The sequence below is a fragment of the Streptacidiphilus rugosus AM-16 genome, assembly GCF_000744655.1.
Classification (GTDB): domain Bacteria; phylum Actinomycetota; class Actinomycetes; order Streptomycetales; family Streptomycetaceae; genus Streptacidiphilus; species Streptacidiphilus rugosus.
This window is the reverse complement of the sequence record NZ_JQMJ01000004.1, coordinates 5404887-5418575: the sequence shown is the minus strand read 5'-3', so window position 1 is coordinate 5418575 and position 13689 is coordinate 5404887. Positions and strand designations below refer to the sequence as shown.

The following is a 13689-nucleotide window of genomic DNA, read 5'->3' as shown; positions in this document are numbered from 1 at the left end:
CGTCCCGCCCCCTCCGCCGTCCCACCAGCCCCGGCTGACCTTTCGCCGACACCCACCGAGGAGCACCGTGACCGCCGCCCCCGAAACGGACAAGCTGACCCCGCAGCAGGCGGGAGTCCGTGCCCACGCCGTCCTCGACGAGATCGAGCGCGCCGTCGTCGGCAAGCGCGCCGCGCTCGAACTGGTGATGCTCGGCGTGCTGGCCGGCGGCCACGTGCTGATCGAGGACCTGCCCGGGCTCGGCAAGACGCTGCTGGCCCGCTCCTTCTCGACCGTGCTCGGCCTCGACTTCCGCCGCATCCAGTTCACCCCGGACCTGCTGCCCTCCGACGTGACCGGCGCGCCCTTCTACGACCAGCGCACCGGCGAGATGGTGTTCCGGCCCGGCCCGGTCTTCGCCAACCTGCTGCTCGCCGACGAGATCAACCGGACGCCCCCGAAGACCCAGGCCGCGCTGCTGGAGGCGATGGCCGAGGGCCAGGTCTCCGTCGACGGCGTCACCCGTCCGCTGCCGCAGCCGTTCGTGGTCATCGCCACCGACAACCCGATCGAGTACGAGGGCACGTACACGCTGCCCGAGGCACAGCTGGACCGGTTCCTGCTGCGGGTGCGGATGGGCTACCTGCCCGTCGCCGAGGAGGCCGCGATGCTGCGCCGCCGCCTGGACCGGAACGCGCCGGAGGCCGTGCTGACCGCACTCAGCACCCCCGTCGAGGTGCAGGCGATGCGGGACTCGCTGGAGCAGGTCGAGGTCGACTCCGACCTGGTCGACTACATCGTGGCGCTGGTCGACGCGACCCGCAGGCACGCGCAGATCCAGGTCGGCGCCTCGCCGCGCGGCGGCCTCGCGCTGGTCCAGCTGGCCCGCGCGCGGGCGGTCATGGCCGGGCGCGACTACGTGACCCCCGAGGACGTGAAGGCCGTGGCGCTGCCCGCGCTGGCCCACCGGGTCACCCTCAAGCCGGAGCTGTGGGTGCGCCGGATCTCCGCGGACGACGTCATCGCGGGCCTGGTCCAGAGCGTCCCGACGCCGGTCACCCGGCGTCAGGCGCCGCCGCTGACGGCGGAGCAGGTCCACCCGCAGGACGCGGCGCACGCGAACCCGGTCGGCGCATGATCCACCCGGTCGTCCGTGCGCTCGGCGGGCAACCGCAGGGCGGCGAGCACGAGGAGATCCCCAGCCTGGGGGAGACGGGCGCGCGGCCGGCCGAGCGGGCGATGAGGCTGGCCTCCGTCGCCGTGGCGGCGCTGGTGCTGGCGCTGGTGACGGCACAGCCGTGGCTGCTGGCACTGGCGGCCGGGCCGCTCTGCCTGCTGCTCTTCGCCGCCCTCGGCCCGCGCCGGGTCAAGGGCGAGCCGAGGCTGGCGGGCGGGCTGGTCCACCAGTCCAGCGGCCGGGTCTTCGAGGGCGAGCCGATCACGGTCCGCTTCTCCGTCGGCTTCGACGGGACCGCCGAATGGATCGACCCCGGCGTGGTGCCAGGGGCCGGGGCCGAGCTGGTCTCGATCGACGTCGAGGGCGCGCAGCTGACGCTCGGCTTCGTCGCCCGGCGCTGGGGCCGCTGGCCGCTGGGCACCGTGGACGTGGACATCCACGACCGGGGCGGGCTGCTGCGCCGCACGCTCCGGGTGGAGCTGGGCACGGTCGAGATCTTCCCGATCCCCTCCGAGGGCGGGCTGACGCCGGTTCCGGTGCGGCTGCCCGGCAACCTCGGCGAACACACCTCGCGGCAGCAGGGCGAGGGCATCGAGGTCGTGGGCGTCCGCCCGTTCGTCTGGGGCGAGCGGCAGCGTCGGATCAACTGGCCCTCCACCACCCGGCGCGGCAGCATCCAGCTGCAGGAGTTCGCCTCCGAGCGGGCCGCCGACGTGGTGGTGCTGCTCGACGCGTTCGCCGACCTGCGCGACCCGTCCACCGGCGTCTCCAGCCTGGACGAGTCGCTCAGGGTCGCGGCCGGCATCGTCCGCGCCTACCTGCGCAGCCACGACCGGGTCGGCGTGGTCTCGGTCGGCGGCAAGCTGCACTGGCTCCAACCCGGCCAGGGCGACCAGTACTTCTACCGCCTGGTGCAGACCGTTCTGGACGTCCGCCGCGACCTCGCCTACGTGACGCCCGACCTCAACCGGCTGCCCCCGCCCGCGCTCCCGCACGGCGCGCTGGTGCACGCGGTGACGCCGCTGGCCGACAACAGGATGATGGGCGTCCTCGGCGGGCTGGCGGAGCGCGGGAACCCGGTCGTGGTCGTGGAGATCCCCATCGGTGATCCGCGGATCAGCACCGGCGACCACAACGAGGCGCTCGCCCTGCGCCTGTGGCGCCAGGACCGGACGGCACTGCGCTGGAGCCTGACGGAGAAGGGCATCCCGGTCGCGCCCTGGGAGGGCGACACCCTCGACCTGACCTTCGCGCCGCTGCTGCGCACCCGCATCCAGGGGAGGCTCCGATGAGCGATCTGCCGTCCGTGACCGGCGGCGCGGCGCCGCTCGAGCCGTCGCCCGACGCGGCCCTGCGCAGCGAGACCCTGGCCGGTCGCGGCCTCGGCGCGGCGATGGCCCTCGCCGCGGCCAACCCGGTCTGGCTGTCCGAGAGCACGACGGTCCCGCGGCTGGTCGTCTGGCTGCTGCTGCTCGGCGTCTTCGGGACCGTCGCCTGGTTCGCCGCGCCGCCGGTCGTGGCGCGTCCGGTCACGGGCAACGTCCTGTGGCGCACGCAGCTCTCCCGGCACCGCAACACCGTGCTCGCGGTCGGGTTCGTCGTGGTGGTGGCGCCGACCGCGCCCCCGGTCTGGCTGATGGCCTGGGACGCCGCACTGCTCCTGGCCTACCTGCTCTTCGTGGACGCGGCGGCGGGCGGTCCGCCCGGCCTGGCGCAGCTGCGCGACTGGCCGACGGTTCTCGGCGCGTTCGCCGCACAGGGCCTGGTGCTGACCGGCGCGGTGATGTCGATCGCGGCCGCCGGCTCCTGGGCGCGCGGGCTGGCGGCCGTACTGGTGCTGGTCGTCACCGCGACGCTGGCGATCGCGTTGCGGCGCACTCCGCCGCGCCGTTGACGGGGGCCGCGGCGCCGCTCAGCTGAAGACGGTGCGGTCCCGGTGCAGTTCCATCCGGGTCGGCAGCGGGTCACCCGGTCGGCGCTGGGGCGCGGCCGCGCCGTGGTAGCGGGCACAGCCCAGTGACCAGGTCAGGTTGCCGGCGAGCATCAGCTCCCACGCCGTCAGGTACCGGTCGAGGTCGGCGTCGGGGCTCGCGTGCGCGCCAGGCCCGCGCAGGGCGGCGGCGTGCGTCAGGAACGCGTCCTCGGCGTCGGCGATCCGGGTGCAGACCTCGGTCGCGGCCTGCTGGAGGGTCAGACCCTCGGTCCGGGCGAGCACGGACAGCGCGTTCATCGGCTCCGCGCCGAAGTACTCCTTGCGGAACGACAACAGGTCGTTGACCAGGATCGTGTGGACGAAACACGTCTGGTGCAGCGACCCCCACAGGTCCGCCGGCGCGGTGGCAGCGGTACGGGTGAGATCCATGCCGAGCCCGTGCTCGATCGCCACGCCGACCAGGTCGAACGCCGAGTCGGCGTAGCGGACCTTGAGATAGCCCTCGTAGCTGTCGATCGCGCTCTGCCCCTTGCCCGCCCCGGCGGCGATCACCTCGGAGAAGCCCGCGACGAACCGCGTCCACAGCCGGGCCGGGACCCCGGCGCGGGCGCGGGTCAGGGTCCGCGCGAGCAGGCGCAGCGGCGCCGACCCCGGCGTCGAGGGCGCGGCGTCGTGCAGCACGGCCAGGTAGTCGTCGGCGCGGGCCCGCTCGCAGGCCTCGTCGTCGGCGACGTCGTCGAGCAGGAACAGCGCGGAGGCGGCGATGCAGATGCCGACCAGGCGCTCCGCGTCCGCCTCCGGCAGCACCCGGCACATCAGGCTCACGCCCTCGCACTCGCGGAAGATCCGCTCACTGCCCTTCAGCCGGACGTCCGTCAGAAGCGCACGGAACCAGGCGTCGTGCTCGGCCCTGATCAGGTCCTCGTCCGGGTGCAGGCGGGAGGCGCGCAGCCGCCCGTGCGGGAGGTCGAGGTCCAGCGCGAGCACCTGCTCGCGGGCGGTCCTCGCTGCCGCGCTGGCTGAGCTCATCCGGTCTCTCCTTTGCCGCCTACCCGCATGGCCGCTGCGCCGGGCCCGTGTCCTCGCGCCGCCCGACCGCGTCCCGACGCGTGCCCAACGAGGCAACCTTCGCGGCGGCACGCCGATTGCGCCACGCGGGTGCGCGAACGGGTGAGCCTGGGAGCTGGGTCGCCTCAGGCGGGTGCGACGCCCGGTTCCGCGGCCAGGTCGCGGTCGTCCGCCGGCGTCGCCGACTCGGCGGGCCGCCGGGCGGCGAGCGCGAGGGCGTGCGGGTCCGTCCGCACGTCGTAGCGCCACAGGGCGGGGAAGGCGCAGGCGAGCGCGGCCACACCGGCCACGCAGGCCAGGCCGCCCGCCCAGACGGAGGTGCGCACCCCGAACGCCGCCGCGCTCCACCCGGCCCGGACCGAGGCGAGCTGCGGTCCGACCGAGTAGCTGAGCAGCTCGACGCCGGCCAAGCGGCCGCGCAGCTCCTCGGGGATCGTGCCGTTCCACAGCGTCGCCCGGAACAGCCCGCTGATCATGTCCGCGGCCCCGGCGACGACCAGGCAGCCCAGCACCGCCCAGACGTTCGCCGACAGCCCCGCGCCGGTGATCGCCACACCCCAGCCCAGCGCGGCGACCACCACCATGCGGCCGTGCCGCCGGATCCGCGAGGCCCAGGCGCTGGTCAGCGAGACCAGCAGCGAGCCCACCGCGAACGACCCGTACATCAGGCCGAGCGCCCAGGAGGCGTGCAGCCGGTCCGCGAGGAAGGGGAAGATCGCGACCGGCATCGCGAAGAGCATCGCCGCGAGGTCGACGGCGTAGGTGCCGAGCAGGTCGGGCCGGCTCCGGGCGTAGCGCAGCCCCTCCACGATCGAGCCGACGGAGGCCCGCTCCGCGCCGGGCGCGGCCGGGATCGGCCGCATCCGCGCGATGAGCAGCGCGGACACCGCGAAGGTCGCCAGGTCGACGTCGAAGGCGACGCCGACACCGGCGGTCGTCGCGATGAGCCCGGCCAGGACCGGGCCGACGATCGCTCCGACGTTCCAGCGCAGCGAGTTGAGCGAGGCCGCCGCGGTGAGCTGCTCGTGGGGGACCAGCTTCGGGGTCAGCGCGTCGATCGAGGGCCGCTGCAGCGCGCCCGCGGCGGAGCTCAGCGCGGCGACGACGTAGAGCGGCCAGAGGACGGGGTGCGGCAGCGCCGCGTCGACGACCAGGACCAGCGTGCACAGGCCCTGCGCGATCTCCGTCCACAGCACCAGCGCCCGCCGGTCCAACGCGTCGGCGAGCGCGCCGCCCCACAGCCCGCAGACCACCAGCGGCACCAGCTCGACGGCGCCCACGGCGCCGACGGCGAGTGAGGAACCGGTGATCGCCTTGATCTGCAGCGGCAGCGCGACCATCGTCAGGAAGCTGCCGAAGAGGGTGACCGCTCCCGCGCTCCACAGCAGCCGGAAGTCACGGGAGCTGCGCCAAGGGGAGAGATCCATGCCCACGTTCACGGGCCCATGCTCGCTGCGACCTGAGCCCTGGGCAATCGAATATCCACCTCAGGGGCGCGAGGCTCTGCCGATATGCGCCTCCGGCGCGTGGGCGCGACGAGCCACCGACGCGCGGATGGTCCGCACACGCGCAGGGCCGTCCGCACAGGGTGGTTTCTTGCGCAGTTCCCCGCGCCCCTGGACAGTGCGACGTCCCCCAGGACTACCAGCCGATCGGGGGCGGCGGAGCCGAGAGGTGGTCGACCAGGCGGCCGAGGCGGTCGCGGAGCGTGCGGGCGCCGCGGCGGGGGCGGGGTGGTTCTCCCGCCGCCGCGCTGACCAGGTGCTGGACCAGCTCGAAGGAGGGGGCCGTCGGCTCGCGCCGCACGGTCAGCGCCTCGTGCGCCAAGCCGCGCAGCTCCGGGTCGTCCGCCTCCAGCGCCAGCACCGTCGCTCCGGTCCGGCGCGCGTCGTGCACCCGTTCCAGCAGGCCCTCGCCGGCCGTGTCCGGGGCGACGACGAAGACGGTCTCGCCGCGCCGCGCCTGCTCCAGACGGCTCAGCGGCACCGCGAGATGCGGCGGCGCGCCCGGCGGCACACGGTGGCGCACCAGGACGGGGGCGAGTTCGGGGAGGTCGGCGTAGGCCGCCTCGTCGGTCAGGTGGGCCGCCAGGTGCCAGGGTTCGTCCAGCTCGGTGCCGACCAGAAGCAGGCCGCCGGGGCGCGCCGCCCCGCGCAGCGCGCCGCCGAAGCCGCGTGTCCGGGCGAGCCAGGGCGTGTCGGCCAGCAGCTCGCGCAGCATTGTGACCCTCACCGCATCCATGGCAGCCATGCTCCCGCACCGCGGCGCCGTAATGGGAGGATCGGGCCATGAGTACATCTGATGCAGCGTCGACCGGCGCAGCTGCCGCCGCCCGGACGCCTTTCGACCTGCCCGACGTCTCCGAGCTCGTCGTCGGCGTGCTCGGCGGCACCGGCCCGCAGGGACGCGGGCTCGCCTACCGGCTGGCGCTGGCCGGCCAGAAGGTGATCATCGGCTCGCGCAGCGCCGAGCGCGCGGAGGCGGCTGCGGCCGAGCTCGGCCTCGGCGTCGAGGGCGCGGACAACGCGGGCACCGCGGCGCGCAGCGACATCGTGATCGTCGCCGTGCCCTGGGAGGGCCACGCCGAACTGCTGGCCTCGCTGCGCACCGAGCTGGCCGGAAAGATCGTCGTCGACTGCGTCAACCCGCTCGGCTTCGACAAGCAGGGCGCCTACGCGCTCAAGCCGGAGGAGGGCAGCGCGGCCCAGCAGGCGGCGTCCCTGCTGCCGGACTCGCGGGTCACCGCCGCGTTCCACCACCTGTCGGCGGTGCTGCTGGAGGACCGCGAGGTCGCGGAGATCGACATCGACGTGCTGGTCCTGGGCGAGGAGCGCGCGGCGACGGACGTGGTCCAGGCGCTGGCGAACCGGATCCCCGGCATGCGCGGCGTCTTCGCCGGCCGGCTCCGCAACGCGCACCAGGTGGAGTCCCTGGTGGCGAACCTGATCTCGGTCAACCGCCGCTACAAGGCCCACGCGGGCCTGCGCATCACCGACGTCTGACCGGGACGTCCGACCCGCAGGTCGGACCCCGGGAACGGGACGACGGGCCGAAGAGGGAGAATGTCCCTGTCCGGCCCGTCGTCCTCGTGCTCTCTGGAGTTCCCCCGATGTCCCGCTTCGCGCTCTTCGCCTTCGCCCTCGCCGTCCTGGCCCTCGCCGCCGCGGTGGTCTCGGTGCTGGCGCAGTTCTGGCTCGGGCTCGCCTTCGTGCTGCTGGCCGGGGTGGCCAGCAACGTCGGCTGGGTGCAGTGGAAGCGCTCGCGCGCCTGATCAGTTGCCCCCGAAGCCGCCGAAGTTCAGGCTGAGCCGGGGGAAGAGGTAGTCGCCGTACTTGGCGAACTCGTCGGCGTGCCCGAACCAGCCCATGATCGGGAAGATCAGGTCGTTGAAGAACCAGTTGTTGATCGTGGTGTTCCACAGCAGCAGGAAGACGATCATCATGCCGTAGGGCGCGAGGTGCGCCAGCGAGCGGCGGGTCTCGTAGGAGAGCCAGGGCTCGATGATCCCGTAGCCGTCCAGGCCCGGCATCGGAACCAGGTTGAGCAGCGTGGCCATGACCTGGAAGAACGCGAGGTAGCCCACCGCGCCCCAGAAGTTCGCGTGCACGCCGGTGTTCACCTGGCTCAGCACCAGCAGCAGGACCAGCGCGAAGAGCGCGTTGCTGAGCGGCCCCGCCGCCGAGATCAGGCTGTTCTTGGTCTTGCTGCGGATGCGCCCACGCTCGATGAAGACCGCGCCGCCCGGCAGGGCGATCCCGCCCAGGATGATGAAGACCAGCGGCATCACGAAGCTGTACACGGGGTGCGTGTACTTGAGCGGGTTCAACGTCAGGTAGCCCTTGGCGCCGACGCTGATGTCACCGCCGTGCAGTGCCATCCGCGCGTGGCCGAACTCGTGCAGGCACAGGGAGACCAGCCAGCCCGCGCAGACGAAGAGGAAGACGCCGAACGAGGTGTTGCCCCAGCCGGTCCACAGCGCCCAGCCGGACGCCGCGCAGATCGCGAGCAGGACCCAGAAGACGGTGCTGATCCTACGGTCGGAGTGGCGATGGGTGTCGAACGCGCTCATGGGTGACGGGGCTCCGGTCCAGGGGACATGAAGTGCCGATAATGCCGGGTCCGCACGGACAACACCAAGCCTGTCGCGGGACCCTCTCGTGCACCCGGTCAACGCCGGGGAACCCGGCGGCGTTCCAGCCGGCGTCGATCATCGCACCGCGTCGACGACAATGGTGCGATGCGCTTCGGGATTCTCGGCAGCACGACCGTCACCGGTGACGACGGCGAACCCGTGGCGCTCCCCGGCGCCCGGCTGCGCGCGCTGGTCGCGGCGCTGGCGCTGCGCGAGGGCCGGCCCGCCCAGGCCTGGGCGCTGATCGAGGAGATCTGGGCGGAGAGCCCTCCCGCGGATCCGCAGGACGCGCTGCAGACCCTGGTCGCCCGGCTGCGCAGGGCCGTCGGCGCGGAGCGCGTCGGTTCCGGCCCCGAGGGCTACCGGCTGCGCGGCGGGGACACCGATGTGACCGCCTTCCGCGCCCTCGTCGCCCAGGCAGCGGCAACCGACGACCCCGCAACCGGCCCCGCCGCCGCGTCGACGCTGCTGCGCTCCGCGCTGGCGCTCCGACGCGGCCCCGCCCTGGCCGACCTCCCGTCCCGCGACGACGCCGCCCGCCGGCTCGACGCCGAGTACGCGGCCGCGCACCGCGCGCTGCTCGGCGCCGAGCTCGCGCTCGGCCGGGCGCGGGCCGTCCTGCCCGAGCTGGCGGAGCTGCTGGCGGCCGAGCCGCTGGACGAGTCGCTGCAGGAGCTCCGGCTGCGCGCGCTGCGGGCCGTCGGGCGGACCCCCGAGGCACTGCTCGCCTACGAGGCCTTCCGCCGCCGCCTGGCCGACTCCCTCGGCGCCGACCCCGGTCCCGCCCTGCGCGCGCTCCACGCCGAGCTGCTGGCACCGCGGGAGGCGCCGGCCGCCACGGCGGCGTCACGGCCGACGCCCCCGAAGCCCCCGACACCCCCGCCGTCCGCCGCGGCAGTGCGCCCCGCAGGGAACCTGCGGGCCAGGCTCACCAGCTTCGTCGGCCGCGAGGACGAACTCGCGGCGCTGCGGGCTTCGCTGCCGCAGGCACGGCTGCTGACCCTGACCGGGCCTGGCGGCACCGGCAAGACCCGGCTCGCCCAGCAGGCCGCCGAGTCGGTGGCGCACGCGTACCCGGACGGCGTCTGGATGGTCGAGCTCGCTCCGCTGGACGACCCGAGGGCGGTCGTCGACGCCGCGCTGGGAGCGCTCGGGCTGCGGGTGACCCGCCTGCCCCTGGGACGCGCCGAGGCGCTCGCGGCCGGGGCGGTCGCCGAGCCGGAGACGCCGCTGCAACGCCTGCTGGAGCACTGCGCGTCGCGCACCCTGCTGCTGGTCCTCGACAACTGCGAGCATCTGGTCCAGGCCGCCGCGGAGTTCGCCGCACAGCTGGTCGCGGCCTGTCCCGGCGTCACCGTCCTGGCGACCAGCAGGGAACCGCTCGGGGTGGCCGGCGAGACGGTCAGGCCGGTCGGACCGCTCCCGGACCCGAACGCGCTGCGGCTGCTGGCCGATCGCGGCGCGGCGGCCCGCCCCGGATTCGATCCGGCCGACCCCGCGCACGACCCGGCCGCCTGCGCCGAGATCTGCCGCCGCCTGGACGGGCTGCCGCTGGCCATCGAGCTGGCCGCGGCCCGACTCCGCGGCCTGACGCCCCGTCGGCTCGCCGACCGGCTCGACCGCCGCTTCGCGCTGCTCACCAGCGGCAACCGAACGGACCTGCCGCGGCAGCAGACGCTGCGCGCCGTCGTCGACTGGAGCTGGGAGCTGCTGGAGCCCCAGGAGCGGACCCTGCTCGCCCGGCTCTCCGTCTTCGCCGGGGGCTGGACCCTGGAGGCCGCCGAGCCGATCTGCGCCGACGGTGTGGAGATCTCCGCGGACGAGGTCGCGGGCCACCTGCTCTCGCTCGTCGACAAGTCCCTGGTGCAGGCCGATCTCTCCGGGCCCGCGCCGCGCTACCGGATGCTGGAGACCATCCACGAGTACGCGGCCGAGCGGCTGCGCGACTCCGGCGAGCGCGACGCCCTGGCCGTCGCCCATCTGCGCTGGTTCCGCGAACTCGCCCGCACCACCGACCCGCTGCTGCGCTCCGGCGCGCAACTGGAGGCGCTGGCGGTGCTCGACTCCGAGCACGACAACCTCCGCGCCGCGCTGCGTCGCGCGATCGAGGCGGGGGAGGAGCAGGAGGCACTGAGCCTGCTGCTCGGCCTCAGCTGGTACTGGATGCTGCGCAACCAGCGCGCGGAGGCGGCGGCCTGGTGCGGGGCCGTGCTCACCCTGGTTCCCTGCGACCCGTTCGACGCCGAGCCGGTGCCGGTGCCCGAGGGGCCGGCGGACCTGCCGCCGCCGTGGCCGCGGCCGGTGCTGGAGGAGGCGCGCCGCGCGGCGGCCGTCACCTCCTTCCTCTCCACCGACGGCGACTTCGGCCGCGATCCGGAGCCGGCGATGCGCATCCTCGGCGAGAAGATCGTCGACGCCTATCCCGACGCGCTCCCGCAGTCCTCCAGGCTGCCCGCGATCCAGCGCGTCTACGTGCTGATGTTCGCCGGACTGCTGGTCCAGCTGCGGCCGACGATCGACGCGATGGTCGAGGGCTGTCGCGGGTTCGGCCGCGACTGGGAGCTGGCCTGCGTGCTGCAGGTCCGCTCCAAGCTGCTCAACGACGTGCCGGACAGCCGGCCGCAGGCCGCGGACGACGCGGTGGAGAGCCTGGCGATCTTCACCCGGCTCGGCGACCGCTGGGGCTGCGCGGAGGCGCTCGCCGGACAGGCCGAGGTCGCCAACTTCAACGGCGACTTCGCCGAGGGCGTGCGCTGCGCGCGGGAGGCGATCGTGCTGGCCCGCGAGATCGGCGCCGACCAGGCGCTGCCGGTCCTGCGGGTCAGGCTCGGCGACGCGCTGCTCGGCCTGGGCCGCTTCGACGAGGGCGAGGCGGAACTGGAGGGCGGCATCGGTGACGCCGTCGCCTACGGTGCGGCCGGGCAGGGCGCCGGACTCTTCGGCACGATGCTGCTGGCCGGGCTGCGCACCCGGCAGAAGCGCCTGCCCGAGGCCCGCGCCCTGCTGGAGGGCCTGCTGCCCGACCACGACGGGCAGGGTTTCGGCACCATGCTCAACGGCCTCATCACCGGCATGCTGGGCGCGGTCGACGCGATGGAGGGCCGGCCGGCGGAGGGGCTGCTGCGGATCCGCACGGGCCTGGCCGAGATGCGGACGCACCCGCTGGCGCCCTACGTCGCCGAGCAGCTGCCGCTGGTCCTGATCCCGGCGCTGGCCTCGACCCTGCTGCGGTGCGAGCGCGCGGGCGCCGTGACGGCGGGACAGGAACGCCCCGCCGTCACGGCGGCCATGCTGATCGGCGCCTTCGACCGGCTGCAGACGCGCTCGGCCGCGCACCATCTCGACCGTGCGGCCCTCGACGAGACCGTCGCCGGCCTGCGCGAGCTGCTCGGCGACGCGGGCTTCGAGGCCGCGTACGCGGCCGGCGCGGCCCTGGACGCAGAGGCGACCGTGCGGCTGATGCTGGCCTGAGCCTGCCGGGCCGAACCTGTCGGGTCGAACCTGCCGGGCCGAACCGCGCGGGGCCGGGGGCTCAGGTCCGCTTGCGGAAGCGGGCCACGGCCAGCGGCGCGAAGGCGAGCGTCAGCCCGACCGACCAGGCGAGCACCTTCAGCGCCGGGTGCAGCACCTCGCTGCCGTTGATCAGCGCCCGGCTGGAGTCCGCGAGCGCCGACAGCGGGTTGTACGAGGTGAAGGCCTGCAGCCAGCCAGGCATCGAGCGGACCGGGGCGAAGGTCGAGCTGCCGAACTGCAGCGGCATGATGATCAGCATCCCCACGCCCTGCACCGACTGCGGGTTCTTCAGAGACATGCCGAGCAGCATGGAGACCCAGACCATGCCGGTCCCGAAGGCCATCGCCAGCCCGAGCGCGGCGAGCAACTGCAGCGGACCAGTGTGCACCCGCATGCCCAGGCACATCGCGAAGGCGAGCAGGATCACCAGGGAGACCGCCGAGCGGCAGCTCTCCGCCAGCAGCTTGGCCACCAGGACGGACGCCCTGCCGATCGGCAGGGTGCGGAACCGGTCCATCACGCCGGTGGTGAAGTCGCTGTTCAGGCCGGTTCCGACGGCCATGGCCAGGCTGATGCCGATCTGCCCGAGCATGCCGGGGACCATGTACTGGACGTAGTTGTGCGAGTTGCCGGAGACGGCGCCGCCGAAGACGTAGACGAATAGCACCGTGAACAGGATCGGCATCAGCAGGGCGTCGAGCATGGACTCGGGGTCCGCCTTGATGCGCATCAGGTTGCGGCGGGTCAGCGCGCCGACGTGGTGCGCGCTGGCGCGCAGGCTGATCCGCTGGTCGAGCAGGGGTGAGGCGTAGACGCTCATGCGACGGGCTCCAGGGTCGGCGCGGAAACGTGCTGGTTCGCGGCGTCCGCCGGGACGCCGGTGATGGCGAGGAAGACCTCGTCCAGGCTGGGCAGCCGGGTCTCCAGGCCGGCGATGCCGAGCCCGGAGCCGCCGAGCGCCGCCACGACGGCGGTCATCCGTTCCTCGTCCCCGGCCGGGACGCTGACCAGGCCGTCGGCGGTCGCGCTCGCGGCCAGACCGCGGTCGGTCAGGCAGCGGACCATGGCGTCCAGCTGCTCGGGCCGGGCCGGACGGATCGTCAGGGTCTGCTCGCCGACCTGGCGTTTGAGCGCGTCGACGCGGCCAGCCGCGATGACCCTGCCGTGGTCGAAGACGGTGAGGTCCTGCGCGAGCTGCTCCGCCTCCTCCATGTACTGGGTCGTGAGCAGCACCGTCGAGCCCTCGCCGACCATCTGCCGCACCTCCCCCCAGACCTCGTTGCGGGTGCGCGGGTCGAGGCCCGTGGTGGGCTCGTCGAGGAAGAGGACGCGCGGGCGCCCGATCATCGAGGCGGCCAGGTCCAGCCTGCGGCGCATGCCGCCGGAGTAGGTGCGGGCCGGACGCCGCGCGGCGTCGGTGAGGGAGAAACGTTCCAGCAGCTCCTCGGCGCGAGCCTTGGCGCCCTTCGCGCTCAGGTCCAGCAGCCGGCCGATCAGGTAGAGGTTCTCGTAGCCGGAGAGCAGCTCGTCCACCGAGGCGTACTGCCCGGTCAGGCCGATCGCGCGGCGCAGCTGCCGCGGCTGGCGTTCGACGTCCCAGCCGGAGACGACGGCGCGCCCGGCGTCGGGCCGGATCAGTGTGGAGAGGATCCGGACCAGGGTGGTCTTGCCCGCGCCGTTCGGGCCGAGCACGCCCATGACGGTGCCCTCGGCGACGTCGAGGTCGACGCCGTCGAGGGCCCTGGTCGCGCCGTAGTGCTTGGCCAGTCCGCGCACGGAGACGGCGGTGTGCGCGGTGGCGGCGTTCGTCGGTTCTTGCCTCAGCTCCATGCCGAGGACTCTGCCGGGGCGCGCCGACGCGGCTCCGTCAGAGCTCCGTCAGCGCGC

12 protein-coding genes are annotated in these 13689 nt (G+C 74.2%); 6 read left to right on the top strand and 6 right to left on the bottom strand.

All coding sequences use genetic code 11. From position 1 onward, the window contains the following. The first annotated feature begins 67 nt into the window (after window positions 1–67). The 3 genes from BS83_RS33775 to BS83_RS33765 are packed head-to-tail and all read left to right on the top strand — an operon-like array spanning window position 68 to window position 3050. Entirely contained in the window at window positions 68–1117 is a 1050-nt protein-coding gene (locus BS83_RS33775; RefSeq protein ID WP_063774281.1) for an AAA family ATPase, read from the top strand. Further along, window positions 1114–2448: a DUF58 domain-containing protein gene (locus BS83_RS33770; RefSeq protein WP_084714541.1), complete on the top strand. Its 1335-nt coding sequence runs from the start codon at window positions 1114–1116 to the stop codon at window positions 2446–2448. The genes BS83_RS33775 and BS83_RS33770 overlap by 4 nt, the downstream gene beginning before the upstream one ends. Further along, window positions 2445–3050, top strand: a complete 606-nt coding sequence (locus BS83_RS33765) for a hypothetical protein (protein WP_051944502.1) — start codon at window positions 2445–2447, stop codon at window positions 3048–3050. Before BS83_RS33770 ends, BS83_RS33765 begins: the two co-directional genes overlap by 4 nt. An 18-nt stretch (window positions 3051–3068) precedes the next feature. On the opposite strand, the gene BS83_RS33760 is transcribed toward BS83_RS33765, so the two are convergent. The 3 genes from BS83_RS33760 to BS83_RS33750 all read right to left on the bottom strand — a co-directional run bounded on the left by BS83_RS33760 (window position 3069) and on the right by BS83_RS33750 (window position 6398). Next, a complete protein-coding gene (locus BS83_RS33760) occupies window positions 3069–4118 on the bottom strand; it encodes a terpene synthase family protein (protein ID WP_037607202.1) in 1050 nt (349 codons plus the stop codon). A 164-nt stretch (window positions 4119–4282) separates the two neighbouring features. Next, window positions 4283–5584 carry an MFS transporter gene (locus BS83_RS33755; protein WP_051945718.1) on the bottom strand — a complete coding sequence of 434 codons (1302 nt, stop codon included), beginning with the start codon at window positions 5582–5584 and terminating at the stop codon, window positions 4283–4285. Between the two features lie 214 nt (window positions 5585–5798). Beyond that, window positions 5799–6398 (bottom strand): hypothetical protein, encoded by a 600-nt coding sequence (locus tag BS83_RS33750; RefSeq protein ID WP_037607201.1) that lies wholly within the window; start codon window positions 6396–6398, stop codon window positions 5799–5801. 47 nt (window positions 6399–6445) lie between these two features. On the opposite strand from BS83_RS33750, the gene npdG reads away from it, so the two are divergent. Together npdG and BS83_RS46800 are read left to right on the top strand one after the other, a co-directional pair. Continuing rightward, window positions 6446–7159: an NADPH-dependent F420 reductase gene (npdG, locus tag BS83_RS33745; protein ID WP_037607200.1), complete on the top strand. Its 714-nt coding sequence runs from the start codon at window positions 6446–6448 to the stop codon at window positions 7157–7159. Between the two features lie 107 nt (window positions 7160–7266). Beyond that, window positions 7267–7428: a hypothetical protein gene (locus BS83_RS46800; protein ID WP_198035363.1), complete on the top strand. Its 162-nt coding sequence runs from the start codon at window positions 7267–7269 to the stop codon at window positions 7426–7428. On the opposite strand, the gene BS83_RS33740 is transcribed toward BS83_RS46800, so the two are convergent. Beyond that, a complete protein-coding gene (locus tag BS83_RS33740) occupies window positions 7429–8226 on the bottom strand; it encodes a site-2 protease family protein (RefSeq protein ID WP_051944501.1) in 798 nt (265 codons plus the stop codon). Between the two features lie 168 nt (window positions 8227–8394). On the opposite strand from BS83_RS33740, the gene BS83_RS33735 reads away from it, so the two are divergent. After that, a complete protein-coding gene (locus BS83_RS33735; protein WP_037607199.1) occupies window positions 8395–11760 on the top strand; it encodes an ATP-binding protein in 3366 nt (1121 codons plus the stop codon). Window positions 11761–11821: 61 nt separating this feature from the next. On the opposite strand, the gene BS83_RS33730 is transcribed toward BS83_RS33735, so the two are convergent. Then, entirely contained in the window at window positions 11822–12622 is an 801-nt protein-coding gene (locus BS83_RS33730) for an ABC transporter permease (protein ID WP_037607198.1), read from the bottom strand. Then, window positions 12619–13632 carry a daunorubicin resistance protein DrrA family ABC transporter ATP-binding protein gene (locus BS83_RS33725; protein WP_037607197.1) on the bottom strand — a complete coding sequence of 338 codons (1014 nt, stop codon included), beginning with the start codon at window positions 13630–13632 and terminating at the stop codon, window positions 12619–12621. The genes BS83_RS33730 and BS83_RS33725 overlap by 4 nt, the downstream gene beginning before the upstream one ends. Window positions 13633–13689 lie beyond the last annotated feature (57 nt).

Bases quoted from the DNA above. Each gene is read 5' to 3' on its own strand.
- BS83_RS33730 (WP_037607198.1), bottom strand. From the start codon at position 12,622: ATGAGCGTCTACGCCTCACCCCTGCTCGACCAGCGGATCAGCCTGCGC.
- BS83_RS33740 (WP_051944501.1), bottom strand. From the start codon at position 8,226: ATGAGCGCGTTCGACACCCATCGCCACTCCGACCGTAGGATCAGCACC.
- BS83_RS33770 (WP_084714541.1), top strand. From the start codon at position 1,114: ATGATCCACCCGGTCGTCCGTGCGCTCGGCGGGCAACCGCAGGGCGGC.
- BS83_RS33760 (WP_037607202.1), bottom strand. From the start codon at position 4,118: ATGAGCTCAGCCAGCGCGGCAGCGAGGACCGCCCGCGAGCAGGTGCTC.
- BS83_RS46800 (WP_198035363.1), top strand. From the start codon at position 7,267: ATGTCCCGCTTCGCGCTCTTCGCCTTCGCCCTCGCCGTCCTGGCCCTC.
- BS83_RS33735 (WP_037607199.1), top strand. From the start codon at position 8,395: ATGCGCTTCGGGATTCTCGGCAGCACGACCGTCACCGGTGACGACGGC.
- BS83_RS33765 (WP_051944502.1), top strand. From the start codon at position 2,445: ATGAGCGATCTGCCGTCCGTGACCGGCGGCGCGGCGCCGCTCGAGCCG.
- BS83_RS33750 (WP_037607201.1), bottom strand. From the start codon at position 6,398: ATGGATGCGGTGAGGGTCACAATGCTGCGCGAGCTGCTGGCCGACACG.
- BS83_RS33725 (WP_037607197.1), bottom strand. From the start codon at position 13,632: ATGGAGCTGAGGCAAGAACCGACGAACGCCGCCACCGCGCACACCGCC.
- BS83_RS33755 (WP_051945718.1), bottom strand. From the start codon at position 5,584: ATGGATCTCTCCCCTTGGCGCAGCTCCCGTGACTTCCGGCTGCTGTGG.
- npdG (WP_037607200.1), top strand. From the start codon at position 6,446: ATGAGTACATCTGATGCAGCGTCGACCGGCGCAGCTGCCGCCGCCCGG.